Source organism: Nocardiopsis sp. YSL2 (assembly GCF_030555055.1).
In the GTDB taxonomy this organism is placed as follows: domain Bacteria; phylum Actinomycetota; class Actinomycetes; order Streptosporangiales; family Streptosporangiaceae; genus Nocardiopsis.
The window spans coordinates 5,642,589-5,663,538 of record NZ_JAMOAO010000001.1 but is presented as its reverse complement, the minus strand read 5'-3'; the positions used below and the strand labels follow the sequence as shown (position 1 = coordinate 5,663,538).

Annotated in this window: 16 protein-coding genes; 12 read left to right on the top strand and 4 right to left on the bottom strand. The window is 73.7% G+C overall.

The window, feature by feature from the left end:
- Positions 1 to 87: 87 nt before the first annotated feature.
- Positions 88 to 1,857 carry a S8 family serine peptidase gene (locus tag M1P99_RS25005; RefSeq protein WP_304455025.1) on the top strand — a complete coding sequence of 590 codons (1,770 nt, stop codon included), beginning with the start codon at positions 88 to 90 and terminating at the stop codon, positions 1,855 to 1,857.
- A gap of 182 nt (positions 1,858 to 2,039) precedes the next feature.
- Positions 2,040 to 3,662, top strand: a complete 1,623-nt coding sequence (locus M1P99_RS25000) for an OmpA family protein (RefSeq protein ID WP_304455024.1) — start codon at positions 2,040 to 2,042, stop codon at positions 3,660 to 3,662.
- Between the two features lie 47 nt (positions 3,663 to 3,709).
- On the opposite strand, the gene M1P99_RS24995 is transcribed toward M1P99_RS25000, so the two are convergent.
- Together M1P99_RS24995 and M1P99_RS24990 are read right to left on the bottom strand one after the other, a co-directional pair.
- Positions 3,710 to 4,846 (bottom strand): hypothetical protein, encoded by a 1,137-nt coding sequence (locus M1P99_RS24995; RefSeq protein ID WP_304455023.1) that lies wholly within the window; start codon positions 4,844 to 4,846, stop codon positions 3,710 to 3,712.
- A gap of 186 nt (positions 4,847 to 5,032) precedes the next feature.
- Entirely contained in the window at positions 5,033 to 5,995 is a 963-nt protein-coding gene (locus M1P99_RS24990; RefSeq protein ID WP_304455022.1) for a GlxA family transcriptional regulator, read from the bottom strand.
- 122 nt (positions 5,996 to 6,117) lie between these two features.
- Here M1P99_RS24990 and M1P99_RS24985 point away from each other — a divergent pair, with 122 nt between their 5' ends.
- A complete protein-coding gene (locus M1P99_RS24985) occupies positions 6,118 to 6,573 on the top strand; it encodes a nuclear transport factor 2 family protein (protein ID WP_304455021.1) in 456 nt (151 codons plus the stop codon).
- 14 nt (positions 6,574 to 6,587) lie between these two features.
- On the opposite strand, the gene M1P99_RS24980 is transcribed toward M1P99_RS24985, so the two are convergent.
- Both M1P99_RS24980 and M1P99_RS24975 read right to left on the bottom strand, forming a co-directional pair.
- The gene (locus M1P99_RS24980; protein ID WP_304455020.1) at positions 6,588 to 7,229 is read right to left on the bottom strand and encodes a DsbA family oxidoreductase; all 642 of its coding nucleotides are present in this window, start codon (positions 7,227 to 7,229) and stop codon (positions 6,588 to 6,590) included.
- Positions 7,230 to 7,317: 88 nt separating this feature from the next.
- Positions 7,318 to 7,923 (bottom strand): LysE family translocator, encoded by a 606-nt coding sequence (locus tag M1P99_RS24975; protein WP_304455019.1) that lies wholly within the window; start codon positions 7,921 to 7,923, stop codon positions 7,318 to 7,320.
- A gap of 62 nt (positions 7,924 to 7,985) precedes the next feature.
- Between M1P99_RS24975 and M1P99_RS24970 the strand changes: the two genes are divergently transcribed.
- The 9 genes from M1P99_RS24970 to M1P99_RS24930 all read left to right on the top strand — a co-directional run bounded on the left by M1P99_RS24970 (position 7,986) and on the right by M1P99_RS24930 (position 20,911).
- Positions 7,986 to 9,455 carry a PLP-dependent aminotransferase family protein gene (locus tag M1P99_RS24970; protein ID WP_304455018.1) on the top strand — a complete coding sequence of 490 codons (1,470 nt, stop codon included), beginning with the start codon at positions 7,986 to 7,988 and terminating at the stop codon, positions 9,453 to 9,455.
- A gap of 219 nt (positions 9,456 to 9,674) precedes the next feature.
- Complete coding sequence (gene nirB / locus M1P99_RS24965) at positions 9,675 to 12,185, top strand: nitrite reductase large subunit NirB (RefSeq protein WP_304455017.1); 2,511 nt, start codon at positions 9,675 to 9,677, stop codon at positions 12,183 to 12,185.
- Positions 12,182 to 12,550, top strand: coding sequence for a nitrite reductase small subunit NirD (nirD, locus tag M1P99_RS24960; RefSeq protein WP_304455016.1), 369 nt, complete (start codon positions 12,182 to 12,184; stop codon positions 12,548 to 12,550). Before nirB ends, nirD begins: the two co-directional genes overlap by 4 nt.
- Positions 12,547 to 13,701, top strand: coding sequence for a uroporphyrinogen-III synthase (locus tag M1P99_RS24955; protein ID WP_304455015.1), 1,155 nt, complete (start codon positions 12,547 to 12,549; stop codon positions 13,699 to 13,701). The genes nirD and M1P99_RS24955 overlap by 4 nt, the downstream gene beginning before the upstream one ends.
- Positions 13,698 to 14,390: a sirohydrochlorin chelatase gene (locus M1P99_RS24950; protein ID WP_304455014.1), complete on the top strand. Its 693-nt coding sequence runs from the start codon at positions 13,698 to 13,700 to the stop codon at positions 14,388 to 14,390. Before M1P99_RS24955 ends, M1P99_RS24950 begins: the two co-directional genes overlap by 4 nt.
- A 283-nt stretch (positions 14,391 to 14,673) precedes the next feature.
- A complete protein-coding gene (locus tag M1P99_RS24945; RefSeq protein WP_304455013.1) occupies positions 14,674 to 15,384 on the top strand; it encodes a septal ring lytic transglycosylase RlpA family protein in 711 nt (236 codons plus the stop codon).
- Between the two features lie 778 nt (positions 15,385 to 16,162).
- Complete coding sequence (locus M1P99_RS24940) at positions 16,163 to 19,762, top strand: TM0106 family RecB-like putative nuclease (RefSeq protein WP_304455012.1); 3,600 nt, start codon at positions 16,163 to 16,165, stop codon at positions 19,760 to 19,762.
- A gap of 257 nt (positions 19,763 to 20,019) precedes the next feature.
- Positions 20,020 to 20,343 (top strand): hypothetical protein, encoded by a 324-nt coding sequence (locus M1P99_RS24935; protein ID WP_304455011.1) that lies wholly within the window; start codon positions 20,020 to 20,022, stop codon positions 20,341 to 20,343.
- Positions 20,344 to 20,404: 61 nt separating this feature from the next.
- Positions 20,405 to 20,911 (top strand): hypothetical protein, encoded by a 507-nt coding sequence (locus tag M1P99_RS24930; RefSeq protein ID WP_304455010.1) that lies wholly within the window; start codon positions 20,405 to 20,407, stop codon positions 20,909 to 20,911.
- Positions 20,912 to 20,950: the final 39 nt, after the last annotated feature.

Here is a 20,950-nt window from a genome sequence, read left to right as displayed (position 1 = left end):
GACGCCAGGGTGATGACCGCATCGCCCCAGGGCGCGTATCCGCGGAACCCGCCCTCACGATCCCCCACCCCCACGAAGGATCCCCCCATGCGAAGAATCGGCGCCGTGTTCGCCGCGGCACTGTTCCTGCCCCTGCTGGCCGCCGCACCCGCCTCCGCCGCCCCCGACGAAGTGCCCGACTTCCTCACCGAAGCCGCCCCCGGCGAGCGCACCTACATCGTCGTCCTGGACGAGGACGCCGCCCCCGACGAGGTCGCCGACCGGCACGGCGACAACCCCCGCGGCGTCTACGAGCACGCCCTGACCGGCTACGCCGCGGACATGACCGCCGACGAGGCCGCCGACCTGCTCCAGGACCCCGACGTGGCCTACGTCCAGGAGGACCAGCCCGTCCACGCCCTCGAACAGGACGTCCCCACCGGCCTGGCCCGCGTCTTCGCCCCCGACAACCCCAACCTGGACGTCAACGGCCAGGACGACTACGTCCCCGACGTGAGCATCGCGGTCCTGGACACCGGCGTGGACGGCTCCCACCCCGACCTGAACGTCGCCCACTCGGTGGACTGCACCAGCGGCACCTGTACCGCCAACACCTCCACCGACGGCAACGGCCACGGCACCCACGTCGCGGGCAGCGCCGCGGCCATCGACAACGACCTGGGCGTGGTCGGGGTCGCCCCCGGCGCGAACGTGTGGAACGTCCAGGTCCTGTCCTCCTCCGGCGGCGGCACCCTGTCCGGGATCGCCGCCGGCGTGGACTACGTCACCGCCAACGCCGACCAGGTCGCCGTCGCCAACATGAGCCTGGGCTGCAACGGCTGCACCGACCAGGCCCTGAGCCAGGCGATCACCGGCTCGGTGGACGCGGGCGTGGCCTACGCCATCGCCGCGGGCAACGACGGCGTCGACGGGGCGAACTTCTTCCCCGCCAACCACCCCGACGTGCTCACCGTCTCCTCCATGGCCGACTCCGACGGGGCACCCGGCGGCAACGGCGGAACCCTGTCCTGCCGCAGCGACTCCGACGACACCCTGTCCACGTTCTCCAACTACGGCGCCGTCATCGACATCGCCGCCCCCGGCTCCTGCATCACCTCCACCTGGCCCGGCGGCGGCTACAACACCATCAGCGGCACCTCCATGGCCTCACCCCACGCCGCCGGCGGCCTGGCGCTGCTGGCCGTGGGCGAGGCCAAGCCCACCGACCGCGCCGGAGTCATGGCCCTCTACCAGACCCTGACCGAGGCCGGCAACCACGACTGGAACGACACCTCCGGCGACGGTGAGCACGAACCCCTGCTGGACGTGGGCGACCCCGCGGTCTTCCCCGCCGACGGCGACACCACCCCGCCCGACGGCCCCGTGGCCCGCGTCTCGCACTCGTGCGACGACACCACCCTGGAGTGCTCCTTCGACGGCAGCGCCTCGGCCGGCGAGGTCACCGACTGGGCGTGGGACTTCGGCGACGGCACCACCGCAACCGGCGCCACCACCACCCACACCTACACCGAGCAGGGCACCTACAGCGTCTCCCTGACCGTCACCGACGACGCCGGGCGCACCCACACCACCCAGACCGAGGTGTCGGTGGGCGCCCCCGACCACACCGCGCCCACCGCCGACTTCACCGGCTCCTGCTACTCGTTCTTCTCCTACTGCAGCCTGGACGCCGGCTCCTCCACCGAAGGCGACGCCGCCATCGAGTCCTACCACTGGGACTTCGGCGACGGCACCACCGGAAGCGGCGCCACGACCTGGCACTTCTTCCCCGGCCCGGGCACCTACACCATCACGCTGACCGTCACCGACACCACCGGCGCCACCGGTTCGCTGTCCAAGACCGTCACCCTGTCCTGACCCCGCACCCACCAGCGGCCCCCGACCTCCCACGGCCGGGGGCCGCACCGCTCCGCCCAGCCCTTCCAGGACACGATCCGCCCACCATCCCGAACCCGCCCCCTGGCGACGGCGTCTGACCAGCAGGTGACCGGCCCCCACCGGGAGACCACACAGACCGACCGCGAGGGAGCCCCCAGACCATGCCCACACCACTGACAGGAGCGGTCGGCGCGGCCGTGGCGCTGAGCCTTCTCCTCAGCTCCTGCGGCATCATCCGCGACCTGACCGGCGGCGAGACCGGAACCGACCCCCAGACCACCACCGAGGACCAGGCGGCCACCCAGGACGTCACCTACCCCCGACTCCCGTTCGTCCGCCAGGCGCGCATGTCCGTCGAGGACGGCAACGACGTCCAGTTCGAACTCACCGTCAACCGACTGCAGAACAACGGCGAGTACCTCATGCTGGAGGTCGAGCACAACTTCCTCGAGCCGCTGCCCGGCACCGTCACCGGCCGCAACGCGCCAGTGCGCCTGGTCGACCCCATCTCCGGGGAGGTCATGCGCGGGCTGCGCGACGCCGAGAACAACAACGAGAACTACGGCACCTACTTCGTCCTGGGCGACCCCTTCATGCCCACGCACGAAGGCCTGCCCACGACCATCCGCCGCTACTTCCCCGCCCCCTCACAGGACGTGGAGTACCTGTCGCTGACCGGCGCCGGCGTCGGCCACATGCCCGGCATCCCCCTCACCTACGTCGACGACTTCACCCAGGCCCCCGAACCCACCGCCGACCAGTACATCGACCCCGACACCTTCGCGCAGGCCCCGCAGCTGCCCGAGGAGATCTGGTACCCCGACAACGTCCCCGAGCCGGGCCTGGACACCTCCGCCTACCTGCAGTCCATCGAGAGCTTCGTCGACGGCCCCACCGCCTCCACCACGCGCTCGGGCGACCAGGAGACCATCGCCCTGCACTCGGACAACATGTTCGCGGTCGACGAGGCCGAACCCACCGCCGAGGCCCAGGAGACCATCCGCCAGGCCGCCCAGTCCCTGCGCGAGAACCTGGGACCCGGCGTCGACGAGATCACCATCATCGGCCACACCGACGGCCAGGGCGCGGCCGACTACAACCAGACCCTGTCCGAACAGCGCGCCGAGGCCGCCAGGGCGCTGCTGGAGGAGGAACTGGGCTCGCAGTTCACCTTCGTCACCCAGGGCCGCGGCGCCACCGCCCTCCTGGCCCAGGAGGGCGGCGCCGACGACCAGCAGGCGCGCGCCCGCAACCGCCGGGTCGAGTTCGCCTACCAGGTGCCCCTGGACGACACCGACACCTCCCAGCGCCCCCAGGGCCTGGACTCGGCCAGGCGCCACGTCGGCCCCCCGGCCCCCTACTTCGACAACCCCGAGCCCTTCACCACCGTCTCCCACAACGACGTCGACCTGCACGTGTACCCGATGGTGCGCGACGGCGCCTACCTGGTGCAGATGGTCGGCTTCCAGAACTCCACCCCGCGGGAGCTGGAAGCGGACCTGGACGCGGACGAGGCCGTCATCCCCGGCAGCCCCGCCCAGTACACCGAAGGCACCATGGGCGGGTTCCGCCTGGAGGATCCCGACACCGGCATCATCCGCTACGTGGTGCGCATCCACCTGCTCGACGGCTCCTACGAGGACTTCGCCGACCAGATCAACACCCTCGCCCCGGGCGAGCAGTACTTCGCCATCGCGGTCTTCCCCGCCCCCGCGCTCGACGCCACCGAGATGACCCTGTACGCCGGGGCCTTCGGCCAGGTCGCCGGCGTGCCGATCCACTAGCAGCGGCACGGCGGTGCCCCGCCCGGATCGGGCGGGGCACCGCCCCGTCAGAGCGCTTCACCTCCGCGGGAGGGGCCAGCGGCCCGGCTCGGCCTCGGGCAGCCCCCGCCCGCACCGCCCGCACTCCGCGCGCCGGCGCACGGCATAGGCCGCGGTCGCCACCACCAGCGCCGCACCCCACAGCGCCATCGACGCGAAGACCACCGTGTGCAGCGGCTGCGAGGCCAGCGCACCCGACCCGGGTCCCGCGGCCACCTGGACGATGACGCTGCGCCCCATCGACACCAGCGCCACCGCCACCACCGCGGCCGGGACCACGGCCAGCGGCACCGGCACACGCCGACCCGCCAGACCCACCATCCAGCGCGGGAAGCGCACCCCCACCGCTGGACCAGCCCCAGCATCAGCACCGCGCCGACCACCCCGGCCGAGCCCAACCCCACACCCACGACCACCATGTCCGAGTCGGCCAGGATCCTCGCGGCGTCCCGCTCGCTCATCCCGGGCACGACACCGAACAGCCACGGAAAACGCAGCATCGGATACAGCAGGGCCAGCACCACACCGGCCGCCACCGCACTCCGCCCCACCACCGTGGCACTCGCCCGCGCCCGGCGCTCACCCTGCGCGCTCCAGCGGCCATCGCGCCCGCACACCTGACAGGCCAGGAGCCGGGCCCGCCGATGCGTGAGCGCCGCGGCCACCCACAAGCCGGTGCCCAGAGTGCACCACAGCAGCGTCAGGGCCGTCGGCTCCAGAACGGCCCCGACCCAGGCGCCGAACAGGCCGGGCACGAACCAGCCCGCGACCGGCACCATCATGGAGTAGCCCAACAGCGCCAGCAGCGAGCCGTCGACGAACACCAGCAGCACCACGGCCGCCATCGCCCAGGCCGCCGCCTCCGCGGGGCGCCCGCCCGCGCCCCGGCGGCGCAGCAGGAGCAGCGCGATCACCACCCCGGCGGCGCCCACACCGAGGGCGGCGGCCGAAGCCGCCTCCAGGCTCCGCCCGGTGAACAGGGACCCGAACCCGTCGGTGTCGGGCACACCGCGCGGCAGGACACCCGCCCACCAGCCCAGGCCCACCCCCACCAGCGCGGCCGACCAGGCCAGGACGGACCAGGGGAGCAGCAGTGGCCGCAGACTCCGGTGTGTGTGCGGGGCGTCGGGCGGTGCGGGGGCCATGGGGCTCACTCCTCGGTGAAGGTGAAGGTCTTCGATGCCTCCACCCTGGCGCGGGCACCCCGGCCCGCACCTCCCCCCACGGCAGGAACCGCCTCCCTCCCGCGGGGGAGCGGGGTGCCCCCAAGCACCGGCCGCCGCTGCCCCGGGCCCCGACCGATCCCAACCCCGGCCGACCCCGACCACGGCTCAGGGGGAGCGGCGGGCCGTACGGAAACGGTCGCGGTAGGCGGAGGGGGTCAGCCCCAGGTGGCGCCAGAACGCCCGGCGCAGCGACTCGTCGCTGCCCAGGCCGGAGCGACGCGCGGCGCCGGTGACGCTCTCCCCGGCCTCCAGCAGCGCACGGGCCGCCTCCAGGCGCACCTGCTCCACATGGGCCCCCGGCGTGGTACCCAAACGCTCCCGGAAGAGCCGGGCCAGATGACGGGTACTCACCCCCGCCCGGGCGGCCAGGACCGGGGCCGCGTGGTCGGCACCAGGATCGGCGGCCACCGCGTCCAGAACCGGGCGCAGCACGTCCCGGCGCGGCCGAAAGGTACGGGAGGCCACCGAGAACTGCGACTGCCCGCCCGGCCGCTGCAGGAACACCACGAGGTCGCGGGCCACCTCCCTGGCCAGATCCGACCCCTCGTCCTCCTCCACCAGCGCCAACGACAGGTCCAGGCCCGCACTGACCCCGGCCGAGGTCAGCACGGGGCCGTCACGCACGTAGATGGCGTCCGGCTCCACCCGCAGCCCGGGGTGGAGCCGGGCCAGCAGAGCGGCGTGGCGCCAGTGCGTGGTCGCCCGCCGGCCCTCCAGCAGACCCGCACCGGCCAGCACGAACGCACCCGTGCACACCGAGGCCACGCGCTCGGCCCGCCCCGCCAACTCCTCCACGGCCCGGGCCAGCCCCTCGGGCCGGGGGCCGCGGGGCAGGGCGGGCGAGCCCGGCACCAGCAGCGTGTGGACCTCGCCGACCTCGGATGCGGCGCCGTCGACACCCAGGCGCAGGCCCGCCGACGTGCGGACCGCGTCCCCCGAGGGCGAGCACAGCCCCACCGTGTAGGACCCGCCCAGCCCCGCCGCGGTCGCGAACACCTCCGCCGGAGCCGTCACGTCCAACAGCCGGACACCGTCATAGGCCACCACCACGATGGCGTGTCTTCCCATACGCGCGAGCCTAGCCACCACCGGTGTCCGAATGTGCGGGGCCGGTGTCCGCAGGGACATCGCCGGCGCACGCACCGCGCTGCAACGATCGAACCCCCACCCGCCACCCGAGGAGGACACGCATGACCCGCCCGCCCCTGCCGCCCTTCACCGAGGCCGACGCCCGCACCAAGGTCCAGGCCGCCGAGGACGCCTGGAACACCCGCGACGCCCACCAGGTGTCACTCGCCTACACACCCGACTCCCGCTGGCGCAACCGCGACCTCTTCCTCACCGGACGCGACCAGATCCAGGCCTTCCTCACCGACAAGTGGAAGCGCGAACTCGACTACGCCCTGCGCAAGGAACTGTGGGCCTTCGGCGGGGACCGCATCGCCGTGCGCTTCCAGTACGAGTGGCACGACGACCAGCACCGGTGGTGGCGCAGCTACGGCAACGAACTGTGGGAGTTCGACGCCCAGGGGCTGATGCGCCGCCGCGAGGCCAGCATCAACGACGTGCCCATCACCGCGAACGAGCGCCGCATCCACGGCCCCCGCCCGCGCCAGGAGCACGGCGTGCCCTTCCCCCTGGCCTGAGCCGCCGCCGGGGCTCAGCCGCGCGCGGCGGCGTAGGCCTTGTCCAGCGCCGAGACGAACACCTCCACCGGCTGGGCCCCCGACACCCCGAAAGCCCCGTCCATCACGAAGAAGGGCACCCCGGTCGCCCCCCACCGGCGGGCCTGGTCGGCCTCCCGGCGCACCTGCTCGGCGAAGTCCTCACCCCCCAGCACACGCCGGGCCGCCGCCGCGTCCACGCCCACCTCCGCCACCAGCGCCACCAGCGTGTCCGGATCACTCAGATCACGGGCCTGCACCAGCTGGGCCAGCAGCAGGCGGTCCATCACCGCACCGTCCAGCCCGCTCTGCCGGGCCAGGTGCACCAGGCGGTGGGCGTCCAGGGTGTTGACCATCAGCGCACCCGCCAGGTCGTAGTCCAGGCCCTCCGCGGCCGCCTCCTGCGCGACCTGCTCGGTCATCACCCGCACCTGCTCGGTGGAGGCCCGCATCTTGGCCGCCAGCGAGGCGTAGACCGGCTCGCTGCGCCCGCGCGGGAAACCCGGGTCGAGCTGGTAGCTGTGCCAGACCAGCTCGACCTCCCCGGCGTGGTCGAAGCGCTCCAGGGCCGCCTCCAGCCGGCGCTTGCCGATGAAGCACCACGGGCACACGATGTCGGACCACACGTCGACCCGCACGAACGACCCCCACTCTTCCCCTGCGCCGGCATCGATCCCACCGCCCAAGCCAGTATGCGGCCCGGCCCGATCCAGGACAATGACGCCCTCAGGGCAGGGCCAGCCGCAGCCCCAACGCGGCGAAGGCCCCCGCGAAACCCCGCCGCAGCCACGCCACCACGCGCGGGCTGCGGACCACCCGGTCGCGCACCAACGCCGAACAGCACCCGTAGCCCACGAACACCACCAGCGTCATCGCCATGAACACCCCGCCCAGGCCCAGCATCGCCCCCAGCGCCGAAGCAGCGTCCACCGCCACGAACTGCGGCAAGAACGCGAAGAAGAAGATCGTCAGCTTGGGATTGAGCAGGTTCACCAGCACCCCCGACCCGATGACCCGCCACACCCCCCGCTCGGCCTGCTGCGCCGACACCTCCAACGCCCCCCGGTCCCGCCAGATGCTCCAGGCCATGAACAGCAGATAGGCCACACCCGCGTACCTGAGCACCTGGAAGGCCACCGCGCTGGTGTGCAGCAGCGCCGCCAGACCCGTGGCCGCGGCCACCAGGTGCGGCACGATCCCCAGCGTGCACCCCAGCGCCGCCACCGCCGCACCCCGCACCCCCCGGGCCAGCCCCGCCGCCACCGTGTACAGCACCCCCGTACCGGGCGTGAGCACCACCACCAACGCCGTCACCACGAACTCCGCACTCACCACGACCTCCCGCGCACACCCCTGACCCGTTCACCACCCCACCCTGGCCGCACAATGGACCAGTGAACAGGTCCAAAAAGCCCTCCGAGAACAGGTCCACAACCGTCGGCGCCGACTTCCTCCAACTCGACCCCGCCCACGCCCGACCCGGCCACCTCACCGACTGGCTCACCGACCACCTGCGCCAGGCCCTGACCCACCAGCGCCTGGGCGTCGGCTCACGCCTGCCCGCCACCCGCACCCTGGCCGCCGACCTCGGCGTCTCCCGCGGCGTGGTCACCGAGGCCTACCGGCGCCTGACCGACGAAGGCCACCTGACCGCCCGCGGACGCGGCGGCACCGTCGTGGCCTCCACCCCCGCCGCCCCGGCCACCACCCCCGCCCAGGACCACACCCCCCTGCCCGCCCTGCCCGCCGACCCCGGCACCGACATCTTCGACCGCCTGCGCCACACCCCGGCCCGCCACGACCTCACCCCCGGCACCCCCGACCTGGCCGCCTTCCCCCGCACCGCCTGGCTGCGCGCCGAACGCACCGTCCTGGCCCAGACCCCCACCACCGACCTGGGCTACACCGACCCGCGCGGCCACCCCCGCCTGCGCACCGCACTCGCCCACCACCTGGCCCGCTACCGCCGCATCAGCGTCCACCCCGACCACGTCCAGATCGTCTCCGGCACCGCCCAGGCCCTGGCCCTGCTCGGCCAGCTCCTGCACCAGGACGGCGTCGACACCCTCGCCCTGGAGGACCCCGGCTCCCTGGGCATCCGCCAACACCTGCACCACGCCCGCCTGCGCACCCCGCCCGTGCCCGTGGACGAACACGGCGCCGACATCGCGGCCCTGACCGCCACCGGCGCCCCCGCCGTCCTGCTCACCCCCGCCCACCAGTTCCCCACCGGCGCCGTCCTGTCCGGCCCCCGGCGCCGCCTCCTCCTGGACTGGGCCAAGAACGGGGGACTGGTCATCGAGGACGACTACGACGCCGAACACCGCTACGACCGCGCCCCCGTACCCGCCCTGCACTCCCTACTGCCCGACCGGGTCTGCTACACCGGCAGCGTCTCCAAACTCCTGGCCCCCGCACTGCGCCTGGGCTGGGTCCTGGCCCCGCCCCGCCACCGCGACCGCCTCACCGAGGCCAAACGCTTCAGCGACCTGGGCAGCCCCGTCCTGCCCCAACTCGTCCTGGCCCACCTCATCGAGTCCGGCACCCTGGAACGCCACCTGCGCCAGATCCGCGCCCGCCACCGCCGGCGCCGCGACACCATGACCGCCGCCCTGGCCACCCACCTGCCAGGCGCCACCGTCCACGGCGCCGCCGCCGGCCTGCACCTGATGCTCACCTTCGCCCCGGGCCTCGACGACACCGCCCTGGCCAGGGCCGCCCTGGCACGCGGCGTGCGCACCCACCCCCTGTCCTGGCACCGCCAACGCCCCGGACCCCCCGGCCTGGTCCTGGGCTACGCCGCCGCCACCGGCATCACCCAGGCCGTCACCGAACTCGGCCACGCCCTGCGCCAGACCACCTGACCCCGTCCCGCCGCCGCGACCTGCGCCGACCCGGCATCGGCCCAGGCCCGACCCCCGCCCGCCCCCGGCCCCACAGGGGCCGACGTGACCAATCACGCACCCCCCACCTGCAATGACAGGACATCGAAACACCGCCGACACAGACGGCTGATGCGCGGGTAACACCCTGCGGGTTGCCTGAAACACGACCGCACCCGCACCAGGAGGAGTCCACCCGCCATGGAAGAACTCGTCGTCATCGGCAACGGCATGGTCGGACACCGACTCGTCGAAGCCCTCCGCGACCGCGACACCGGCCGCCAGTGGCACATCACCGTCGTGGGCGAAGAACCCCGCACCGCCTACGACCGCGTCGCCCTGTCCTCCTACTTCGACGGCGCCAGCGCCCAGGACCTGTCCCTGGGCGACCTGGCCGGACCCGCGGTGGACATCCACGTCAACGAACGCGCCACCGACATCGACCGCACCGAGCGCACCGTCACCACCGCCTCGGGCCGCACCCTGAGCTACGACCGCCTCGTCCTGGCCACCGGCTCCACCCCCTTCGTGCCCCCCATCCCCGGCCACGACCGCGACGGCTGCCACGTCTACCGCACCATCGAGGACCTGGACGCCATCACCGCCTCGGCCAAGAACGCCACCACCGGCGTGGTCATCGGCGGCGGCCTGCTGGGGCTGGAGGCAGCCAACGCCCTGCGCCTGCTCGGCGTACAGGCCCACGTCGTCGAACTCGCCCCCCACCTGATGCCCGCCCAGATCGACGAAGGCGCCGGCGCCCTACTGAAGAACCTCGTCGACGACCTGGGCGTGAGCGTGCACACCGGCACCGCCACCACCGCCATCGAGGACACCCCCCACGGCGACGGCCACCGCCTGGTCCTGTCCGATGGCACACACCTGGACGCCGACCTCGTCGTGTTCTCCGTGGGCATCCGCCCCCGCGACGACCTCGCCCGCACCGTCGACCTGGACCTGGGCCCGCGCGGCGGCATCGCCATCGACGACACCTGCACCACCAGCGACCCCCGCATCCACGCCATCGGCGAGGCCGCCAACCACCACGGCACCGTCTACGGCCTCATCGCCCCCGGCAACGCCATGGCCGAGGTCGTCGCCGACCGCCTCCTGGGCGGCGACGCCACCTTCACCGGCGCCGACACCTCCACCAAACTCAAGCTCCTGGGCGTGGACGTGGCCAGCTTCGGCGACGCCCACGGCCGCACCGAGGGCGCCCTGGACGTGGTCGTCAACGACGCCGCCTCCGGCCGCTACGCCAAGCTCGTACTCTCCGACGACGCCACCACCCTGCTCGGCGGCATCCTGGTCGGCGACGCCGCCGCCTACGCCACCCTGCGCCCCATGGTCGGCTCACCCCTGCCCGGCGACCCGCTCGCCCTCATCACCCCCGAAGGCGGAGCCGCCCTGGGCGCCGACGCCCTACCCGACTCCGCGCAGATCTGCTCCTGCAACGCCGTCACCAAGGGCGAACTGTGCCAGGCCATCCACGACCAGGGCGCCACCGACGTACCCGCCCTCAAGGCGTGCACCAAGGCCGGCACCAGCTGCGGCTCGTGCGTGCCCATGCTCAAGCAGATCCTCACCCAGGCCGGCATCGAACAGTCCACGGCCCTGTGCGAGCACTTCCCCCAGTCGCGCGCCGAACTCGTGGAGATCGTGCACGCCACCAACACCACCACGTTCTCCGCGCTCATCAAGGCCCACGGCACCGGCACCGGCTGCGACATCTGCAAGCCCGCGGTCGCCTCCATCCTGGCCTCCCTGGGCGGCGGCCACATCCTGGAGGGCGAACAAGCCACCCTGCAGGACACCAACGACCGCTACCTGGCCAACATGCAGCGCAACGGCACCTACTCGGTCGTGCCCCGCATCCCCGGCGGCGAGATCACCCCCGACAAGCTCATCGTCATCGGCGAGGTCGCCCGCGACTTCAACCTCTACACCAAGATCACCGGCGGCCAGCGCATCGACCTGTTCGGCGCCCGCCTCGAACAGCTGCCCGCCATCTGGTCGCGCCTGGTCAACGCCGGCTTCGAGTCCGGACACGCCTACGGCAAGGCCCTGCGCACCGTCAAGTCGTGCGTGGGCACCACCTGGTGCCGCTACGGCGTCCAGGACTCGGTCGGCCTCGCCATCCGCCTGGAGGAGCGCTACCGGGGCCTGCGCTCACCCCACAAGCTCAAGTCCGCGGTCTCCGGATGCGCCCGCGAATGCGCCGAGGCCCGCAGCAAGGACTTCGGCATCATCGCCACCGACCAGGGCTGGAACCTCTACGTCGGCGGCAACGGCGGCTTCACCCCCCGCCACGCCGAACTCCTGGCCTCGGACCTGGACGAGGACACCCTCATCCGCTACATCGACCGGTTCCTGATGTTCTACATCCGCACCGCCGACCGCCTGCAGCGCACCGCCCCCTGGATCGAAGCCCTGGACGGCGGCCTGGACCACCTGCGCGACGTCGTCGTCCACGACTCCCTGGGCATCGCCGACGAACTCGAAGCGGCCATGACCGACCACGTGGCCGCCTACGCCGACGAATGGGCCGCCGTCCTGGCCGACCCCGACAAGCTCGCCCGCTTCGTCTCCTTCACCAACGCCCCCGACACCCCCGACCCCACCATCAGCTTCACCACCACCCGCGAACAGCCCACCCCCGACACCCCCCTCAACCTCGGCATGCCCACCCCCCGCACCAAGGAGGCCGCACGATGACCACCGCTCCCACCCAGCCCGCCGTCTGGATCAACGCCTGCCCCACCCACCGCCTGGGCCCCGCCGACGGCGCCGCCGTCCTGATGCCCGACGGCCGCCAGGTCGCCCTGTTCCGCACCCTGGACGACGAGTACTACGCCGTCGACAACATCGACCCCTTCACCCACGCCGCCGTCATCTCCCGCGGCATCGTCGGCGACCGCGGCGGCGAACCCACCGTCGCCTCACCCATGCTCAAGAACGTCTTCTCCCTGCGCACCGGCCAGAGCCTGGACGACGAGGCCGTCCAGCTGACCACCTGGCCCGTACGCGTGCACGAGTCCACCATCCAGATCAACACCCGCGCAGAACAGGGGACCCCTTGACCACGCCCGTCACCGGACCACCCGCCCACGCGCCCGCCACCACCGCGCCCCTGGCCGGCTTCACCGTGGCCGTCACCGCCGCCCGCCGCGCCGAGGAGCTCAGCGCCCTGCTGTGCCGCAAGGGCGCCCAGGTCATCGCCGCACCCGCCCTGCGCATCGTCCCCCTCAGCGACGACCAGCGCCTGGCCTCGGCCTCCACCGAACTCACCCGCCGCCCCGCCGACGTGGTCGTGGCCACCACCGGCATCGGCTTCCGCGGCTGGATCGAGGCCTGCGAGACCTGGGGCATGGCCGAGGGCCTGCTCAAGTCCATGCAGTCCTCCCGCCTGCTCGCCCGCGGCCCCAAAGCCAAGGGCGCCATCCGCGCCGCCGGCCTCAACGAGGAGTGGTCACCGCCCTCGGAGTCCTCCGCCGAAGTCCTGGACTACCTGCTCTCCACCGGCGTCCAGGGCCTGCGCGTAGCCATCCAGATGCACGGCGAACCCCTGCCCGACTTCACCGCCGCCCTGCGCCTGGCCGGAGCCGAGGTCCTGGAAGTGCCCGTCTACCGCTGGACCCAACCCGAACAGACCGCCCCCCTGGACCGCCTCATCGAATCGGTCACCACCGGGGGAGTGGACGCCGTCACCTTCACCAGCGCCCCCGCCGCCGCCGGACTGCTCTCACGCGCCGCCACCACCGGCCAGGACGGCGCCCTGGTCCACGCCCTGCGCGGCGACGTGCTGGCCATGTGCGTGGGCCCGGTCACCGCCCGCCCCCTCATGGCCCACGACATCCCCACCGTGTGGCCCGACCGCGCCCGCATCGGCGCCCAGGTCCGCAAACTCACCGAAGAGCTGCCCGCACGCTTTCCCACCCTCGGCGTCGCCGGACACCGCCTGCGCCTGCGCGGACACGCCGTGCTGGTCGACGGCACCGTCCACACCCTCTCGCCCACCCTGATGCGCATCATGCGCGAACTGGCCCGCCGCCCCGGCCAGGTACGCGACCGCGCCCACCTGCTCACCTGCCTGGGCGAGGACGCCGACGCCCACGCCGTGGAGACCGCCGTAGCCCGCCTGCGCACCGCCCTGGGCGACGCCAAGATCATCCAGACGGTCGTCAAACGCGGCTACCGCCTGGCCCTGGACACCACGGACTGCTCACGATGAACCGACACCCCACCCTGCTGCTGGCCGTGCACGGCACCCGCCAGGCGCGCGGCACCGCCATCGCCCACTCCCTGGCCCTGCGTGTGGGCGAGATCACCCAGCGCCCCACCCAGCTGGCCTTCGCCGACGTCCTGACCCCCTCGGTGGGGGAGGTGGCCGCCACCGTCCCCGGCCCGCTGGTGGTCGTACCCGCCTTCCTGGCCTCGGGCTACCACGTGCGCACCGACATCCCCCACCAGCTCGCCCAGGCCGGCCGCGCCGACGCCGTCATCACCCCGGCCCTGGGCGCCCACCCCGCCGCGCTGGCCACCGCCCGCCGGCGCCTGCTGGCCGCCGGCTACCAGCCCGGCGACGGTGTGGTCCTGGCCTGCGCCGGCACCTCCGACGCCCGCGCCCACACCGAACTGGACCAGGCCGCCGCCGGACTGTCCCAGCAGCTGGGCACCCGCGTGGTGCGCGGCAGCATCGCCACCAGCACCCCCACGGTCGCCGACCAGGTCACCGCCCTGCGCCGACGCGGCCACACCCGCGTGGTGGTCGCCAGCTGGCTGCTCGCCCCCGGCCTGTTCCACGACCGCCTGGCCCACTGCGGCGCCGACGCCGTGGCCGCACCCCTGTGCCCGGACGCCGCCATCGCCCAGGCCCTGGCCGACCGCTACCACCGGGCCGCCATCGTGCTCCCGGTCTGAGACACCCCCACCTGTGGCCGCCGCCCGCCGGCGGCCACACCCATGCCAAACACAGCAAAACCGCAGGTCAAGTGGTGATAAGTTCCACAAACCACCACTTTCCGGTACCGTGACCTGCGCGTTACCCCTAAGCTCTGCGCCCAGACCCCCGCGTGCAACACCCGGCGGTCCGACTCCACCCGTCCCACGCCCCACCCCACCAACGGGGCACCGGGCACGGGGTCCCGCGCACCCGCGCCGGAGACGGCCCGCCCCACCCTGTTCCCGTTCAAAGGACACCGCCGTGGGCAACACCGAGCCACAGACCCCGCACCTCGACACCGCCGCCACACCCGGCCCGCGCGTGACGGCCGCCCGCACCCGCAACCGCAGGAAACGCGCCCTGGTCATCGCGGCGGCCTCCGCAGCGACCCTGGCCGTGGCCGGCACCGCCACAGCCGCCGTCATCGCCACCGGCACCCCGCCCGAGACCACCGTCAACGCCGCCCAGATCCCCCAAGCCGAACCCGACCCGCTGACCACCCCCGAGGACACCCCGGCCGAACCCGACCCCGCCACCGCCGAACAGGCCGGCGAGGCCGTCTCCAACGCCACCCAGAACTCCACCGCCGACGGCAGCGCCGTCCCGGCCGAACCCGAACCCCAGGACGACCCCGACACCACCCAGCAGAGCGCACCCTCCACCGAAGGCACCCCCACCGGCGAGGGCGGCACCTGCCAGGCCTCCTTCTACGGCGACGGCTTCCACGGCGCCACCACCGCCAACGGCGAGACCTTCGACACCTACGGCATGACCGCCGCGCACAAGACCCTGCCCTTCGACACCATGGTCAAGGTCACCAACCCCGACAACGGCACATCCGTGACCGTGCGCATCAACGACCGCGGCCCCTACATCGACGGCCGCTGCCTGGACCTGTCCACCGCCGCCTTCGACCAGATCATCGGCACCGGCGCGGGCGTGGGCACCGTCCAATGGCAGGTCGTCGGCTAACCGCCACCGGCGCCCCGCCACGGGCGCCGCCGACCCCCACAACCGCCCGCAGCCTCGAGCCCGGCCACCCCGGCCAGCTCCCCGGACCCGGCGCGGGCGTACCAGCGCACCACCCACGAACGGTCCTCGGCCGCGCGCCCAGCACCCGAACGGCACTCATAGCGCAGCACACTCGTGTGCCACGCGCCACCACGCTCACACCCGGTACCGCGCCGTCCACCGCCCCGGCCCCACAGGCCCGCCCCGCCCGCTCCCTCGGCGTGGGCTCGGGCACGAACAACGGCACCAGAGCCTTCCCCGGTGCCACAGGCGCGGGCACACCCAGCAGCGCCGCGCACGCCGCCGCGTCATCGGCCGACAGAGCGAACGCGGGCCCCGCCAGGAACACCGCCCCGTACCGGCGCGGCAGACTCCGCACCCGCCCGCGAGCGCACTCCACCACGTCCGCCGAGGAATCCCCGTCCGCCCCGCGCCGCCGCGACTCGACCAGCGGATCACCATCACCGCACCCCGGCTCCAGGCCCGGCCCGCCCACGGACCGCACGCACCCCTCACAAGGAGCGACCTCCGCGGCCAACCGCCTCAACGGGCCGGACAGACCGGCGACGATTCCGGTGAAGGAATCCGCAGGACGCCTCCCGCGACCCCAGAGCACCACCCACCCCCGCGCCCACCGCACTTTCCCACCCGCGCCCGCGCGTAGCCACCCGCACACGTCCCCCGCACATGGCACAATCCCCACACCCGCACCACCCACACACCACAGGGAGCTCCGGCGTTGTTCCGCACCACCACCGGCTGGGTCGTCTCACCCACCGACCTCGTCGACACCCTGGAATGCGACCACCGCAGCGCCCTGAAGACCGCGCTGGCCGCACGCCTGCCCGGAGCCCCCGCCCCCGAACCCGTCGACGCCCTCATCGCCCACCACGGCCTGGCCCACGAACACGCCGAACTCGACCGCCTGCGCGCCCTGTTCGGCGACATCGCCCACATCGAGGACCCCCACCCCGACGACGCCTCCCTGGCCAAAGCCGCCACCGCCACCAACCAGGCCATGGCCGCGGGCGTACCCGTCATCTACCAGGGCAGCTTCCACCACCCGCTGGAGCACCGAGGCGGCGAACCGGTCGCCTTCCACGGACGCGCCGACTTCCTCATCCGCTCCGACCTGGACCCCGCCACCGGCCGAGCACACACCCCGCCACCGCCCACCTGGACCTACGAGCCCTGGGACACCAAACTCGCCCGCCGCCCCGGCCCCGGCGCCGTCCTCCAACTGGCCGCCTACGCCCACGCCCTGACCGTCGCCACCGGCCAACAACCCCAACACATGCACCTGCGCACCGGCGACGACCACACCCACACCCTGCCCACCGCCGACTTCACCCCCATCCTGCACACCATCACCCGCCGCCTGCTCGCCCGCCTGGAACACGAACCCGCCCTGCCCACCCCCACCTGGGGCCAGCCCCGCCCCGCCTGCGAGAGCTGCGGCTACGCCACCTGGTGCACCCAGGGCCGCACCGCCGCCCGCCACCTGTCCCTGGTCGCCGGACTACGCACCGACCAGGCCACCAAACTCACCGACGCCGGCCTGGCCACCATCGACGCCCTGGCCCACGCCACCGACGACCAGCGCCCACCCACCCTGCCCCGCCGCACCTTCGACCAACTGCGCGCCCAGGCCGCCCTCCAGGTCCGCCAGGACTCCACCCGCACCCCCACCGACCCCCAGGGCACCGTCACCGCCGAGGTCTTCGCCCCCGACGGCCTGGCGAGCCTGCCCGCGCCCAGCCCCGGCGACGTCTTCTTCGACATGGAGGGCTACCCCTACCACTCCCGCGACGACGGCCGCGGCCTGGAATACCTCTTCGGCGCCACCACCGAGGACGCCGACGGCCACGAGACCTTCCACGCCTTCTGGGCCCACGACCGCGCCCAGGAGAAGCAGGCCCTGGAGGACTTCGTCGACTTCGCCACCGCCCGCATCGACGCCGACGAGAACGCCCACATCTACCACTACGCCTCCTACGAGGTCGACCGCCTCAAACACCTCAGCTCCGAGTACGCCACCCGCGAAGAAGAGGTCAACCGCCTCCTGCGCGAGAACCGGCTCATCGACCTGTACACCGTCGTACGCAAGAGCATGCGCGTGTCCCAGCGCTCCTACTCCATCAAGTACCTCGAACCCCTCTACCTGCCCGCCTCCCGCTCGGGCGGCGTCACCACCGCCACCTCCTCCATCGACGCCTACGCCGCCTACCAGGCAGCCCACCAGGCCGGCGACCACCACACCGCCACCCGCGTCCTGGACGACATCGCCGCCTACAACCGCGACGACTGCCACTCCACCGCCCGCCTGCGCGACTGGCTCGAGGACCACCGCGCCCGCCAGGGCATCACCGACCGGCCCCTGATCCAGTTCGAACTCACCGAGGCCGAAGCCGAACGCGCCCGCAAACGCGCCGAGAAGCAGGCCCGCCACGCCGCCCTGACCACACCCCTGCTCGCCGACGTGCCCACCACCGACACCGACCGCGACGACGACGAGCGCACCCGCGCCGCCCTGGCCGCCCTGGTCGGCTACTACCAGCGCGAACAGCTCCCGCCCTGGCGCGAGCACTACCGCCGCACCAGCGCCCCCCTGCAGGACCTGGAAGCCGACACCGACTGCGCCGTGCCCTGGCGGGTCCGCGCGGGGGAGTGGGCCCCGCCCACCGGCCGCCAGAAGAAGGCCCGCCGCGAGATCGACATGCGCCTGGACACCGCCCACCCCCACCCCTTCACCACCGGCCAGGACGTCCACCTGCTCTACCCCGGCGCCCCCGGCCAGCCCGCCACCACCACCGGGGCCAAGGTCACCGGCGCCGAAGCCGACTCCCTCACCCTGACCGAGACCAGCGACCCCGACACCACCACCTCCCGGCCCCCCGTGGCGGTCCTGCCCGGCGCACCCGTCAACCCCCAGCCCAAGGACGGCGCACTGGAACTCATCGCCCGCACCGCCGTGGAGGACCTGCCCGCCTGGCCCCGCCACACCGGCCTGGACGTCCTGCGCCGCACCCCGCCCCGCCTGCACGGCGGCGGCCCCCTACCCGACCCCGCCCACACCGGCGGCGACACCATCGCCGCCACCATCGCCGCCGTGGACCGCCTGGACCACTCCTACCTCGCCGTCCAGGGCCCGCCCGGCGCCGGCAAGACCTACCTCGCCGCCCAGCTCATCACCCACCTGGCCCGACAGGGCCGCAGCATCGGCGTGTGCTCCACCAGCCACAAGGCCGTCGAGAACGTCATGAGCGCCGCCGTGCGCGCCGCCGCCGACGCCGGCGTGCCCCTGGCCGCCGCCAAACGCGCCAAGAGCCGCACCCCCGCCACCGACCACACCCCGCCGCCGCCCTGGGACCAGCCCTCCACCCCCCAGGCCCTGGCCACCTGGCGCACCAAACACGCCGCCGCGGGCGAGGCCGTCCTCATCGGCGGCACCGCCTGGGCCCTGGCCAACGCCGCCATGGTCGCCGACCCCGTGGACGTCCTCATCATCGACGAGGCCGGACAGTTCGCCCTGGCCGACACCCTCGCGGTGTCCGCGGCCGCCCACAACCTCGTCCTGCTCGGCGACCCCCAACAGCTCCCACAGGTCGTCCAGGGCACCCACGGCGAAGGCGCCGACGCCTCCGCCCTGCAACACCTGATGGAAGGCGAGGCCCTCATCGACCCCGCCCGCGGCTACTTCCTCGACCAGACCCGCCGCATGCACCCCGACCTGTGCGAGGCCGTGTCGACCCTGTCCTACCAGGGGCGCCTGCGCGCCCACCCCAGCACCCGGGCCCGCTCCCTGACCCACCTGGCACCCGGAGTACACGCCCACCCCACCCCCCACCAGGGCCGCACCACCCACAGCCCCGAAGAGGTCGCGGCCGTCGTCGCCATCGCCACCCGCCTGGTGGGCGACACCCTCACCCCGGGACCCCACACCCCCGCACGCCCCATGAGCGGCCACGACATCCTCGTCGTGGCGCCCTACAACCTCCAGGTGCGCGCCCTGCGCCGCGCCCTGGCCGCCGCCACCGAGCACACCCCCGCCCTGGAAGGGGTACGGGTGGGCACCGTCGACCGATTCCAGGGCCAGGAGGCGGCCGCCGTCATCTGCTCCATGACCACCTCCAACGCCGCCGAGGGCGGCCGCGGCACGGCCTTCGTCCTGGACCGCCACCGCCTCAACGTCGCCCTCTCGCGCGCCCAGGTCGCCGCCACCGTCGTCTACTCACCCGACCTGCTCACCACCACCCCGCGCACCATCGAGGACCTGCGCCTGCTGGCGGCCTTCACGGGCCTGGTCACCCACGCCCACCCGCCCCCCACCGCCCACTAGGACGCGTTCGGCGCACCCGGCGCGCCCACACCCCGGCCTGCGCCCCCAGCGGACACCGGCCACGCACCCCGCACGGGTTCCACCCACCTGCCCGGGCAGGTACGTTTTACACAGCACGCCCACCGCACCGAACGCCGCACACGCCAACGGTGCCAGGACACGCGTGCCCCCAACCACCCACCACCCGCGCGCGCCGGTGTGCCCTGCGCACCCCACCCAGGCCCGCCGCCCGTTAGACGAAAGGCACCACGGCCCCCGTGTCTGACCGTCCCTCCGCCCCCGACGGTGGTCGCAACACCCGCCACCCCACCGGCATCCGCGTCGTCATCGCCATCGTGGCCCTGCTCGCCCTGGTCCTGGGCCCGGCCGGCTACCTGATGGGCGTACGCGCCGACACCCCCACCGACTCCGGCGCCGAATGGGTCACCCTGGCCTTCGGCGCCGCCATCGGCCTGCCCCTGCTGGCCGCGGCCGTGGCCACCGTCGCCGGCGACCGCCGCGCCGCCCTGTGGTCCCTGGCCCTCCTCGTATGGCCGGTGGTGTTCGTGTCGGCCATCCACCTGGCCGGACTGGCCGGATAGGATCCACACCCGCCCCGGGCACCACAGCACCACAGCACCACCAGGCAAGGACGACAGGCGCGTGTCACCCAAGAAACGCCAACGCCGCAAGGCCGCCCCACAGCGGCCCCGCACCACCGGCCAGGACCACAGCCCCGCCTCAGGCCAGGGCGACCAGCCCGCCACGGGCCCGCGCACCGACCGCACCACCCCCCTGGTCCTGCCCGACCCGCCCGACAAGCGCATCACCGCCCTGTGGGTCGCCCTGACCGTGCTGTGGGCCCTGGGCACGCCCCTGGCCCTGGCCCACCTGCTCTTCACCGCCCTGGACATGCAGGAAGCCGCCCTGGCCGCCGGCGGCGACCCCACCGCCACCCCCGACCTGAGGGCCGTGGGCAACGCCCTGATCTGGGTCCTGGTCCTGGCCCTGGCCGTCCCGGCCGCCTCCGCCGCGGCCGCCGCGATCCTGCGCCGCAAGATCGCCGCGATCGGCTTCACCGCCGCCCTGGTCGTCTCGGCCCTGCCCCTGTTCTGGGTCATGCCGCCCCCCGACCTGTGGGACGCCCTGCGCGCCCACCTGACCGGCTGACCGACCGGCCGCGGCGCCTACCCCACACCGGAGCGCGCG

What these genes read in the sequence shown, in the direction of transcription:
- M1P99_RS25005 (WP_304455025.1), top strand. Translation starts at nt 88, where the DNA reads ATGCGAAGAATCGGCGCCGTGTTCGCCGCGGCACTGTTCCTGCCCCTG.
- M1P99_RS25000 (WP_304455024.1), top strand. Translation starts at nt 2,040, where the DNA reads ATGCCCACACCACTGACAGGAGCGGTCGGCGCGGCCGTGGCGCTGAGC.
- M1P99_RS24995 (WP_304455023.1), bottom strand. Translation starts at nt 4,846, where the DNA reads ATGGCCCCCGCACCGCCCGACGCCCCGCACACACACCGGAGTCTGCGG.
- M1P99_RS24990 (WP_304455022.1), bottom strand. Translation starts at nt 5,995, where the DNA reads ATGGGAAGACACGCCATCGTGGTGGTGGCCTATGACGGTGTCCGGCTG.
- M1P99_RS24985 (WP_304455021.1), top strand. Translation starts at nt 6,118, where the DNA reads ATGACCCGCCCGCCCCTGCCGCCCTTCACCGAGGCCGACGCCCGCACC.
- nirB (WP_304455017.1), top strand. Translation starts at nt 9,675, where the DNA reads ATGGAAGAACTCGTCGTCATCGGCAACGGCATGGTCGGACACCGACTC.
- nirD (WP_304455016.1), top strand. Translation starts at nt 12,182, where the DNA reads ATGACCACCGCTCCCACCCAGCCCGCCGTCTGGATCAACGCCTGCCCC.
- M1P99_RS24950 (WP_304455014.1), top strand. Translation starts at nt 13,698, where the DNA reads ATGAACCGACACCCCACCCTGCTGCTGGCCGTGCACGGCACCCGCCAG.